Source organism: Variovorax sp. 01N429 (assembly GCF_056399425.1).
Window position 1 is genome coordinate 1 of the sequence record NZ_JBFTRG010000090.1, and the last position, 496, is coordinate 496.

1 protein-coding gene is annotated in these 496 nt (G+C 74.7%); it reads left to right on the forward strand.

Going from position 1 to position 496, the window contains the following annotated elements; all coding sequences use genetic code 11:
• Nucleotides 1-367, forward strand: a 367-nt coding sequence (locus AC1DSF_RS30725) for a hypothetical protein (protein ID WP_478184092.1), incomplete at its 5' end; no start/stop codon positions are given.
• Nucleotides 368-496 lie beyond the last annotated feature (129 nt).

Below are 496 nucleotides of genomic sequence, written 5' to 3' on the forward strand. Positions count from 1 at the left end.
CTCCGGATCCGGCAGCGGTGACACGGCCACCGCGCCCGCCATCCCCGCCCTCGCTTTCGCCACCCTCTCCGCGGCCGCCACGGCCGCCGTGCCGGCCGGCTGCTCGTCCGACTCCGGCGGCTCCGCCGGCACACAGAACGCCGCCCCGGGCGGMGCGCTCCCGGACCGGGACTTCGCCGCCAAGGTCGCGGACAACGCCGCGACGAGCGGCGGGAAGCTGTCCCGCCTCACCCCGACGTCGTTCACCGTGCACGCCGGACCGGACTCCGGCGACGTGGGCTACGTCGTGATCGTCGACGGCACCCCGCGCAGCATCGACGACAAGTGGGTCCTCGACGCCGGAAGGTGGCGCAACGACCAGTGCTGAAAACGCCTGCGGGCGGCTGCCCCCGGAAGGGACAGCCGCCCGCAGGGCACAGCCCATGCGGAAGCGGCAGCCGTCAGCCGCGCTCCACGCACAACTCCGAGTCGCAGCGCACCTCTTCCGGCGCAAGGC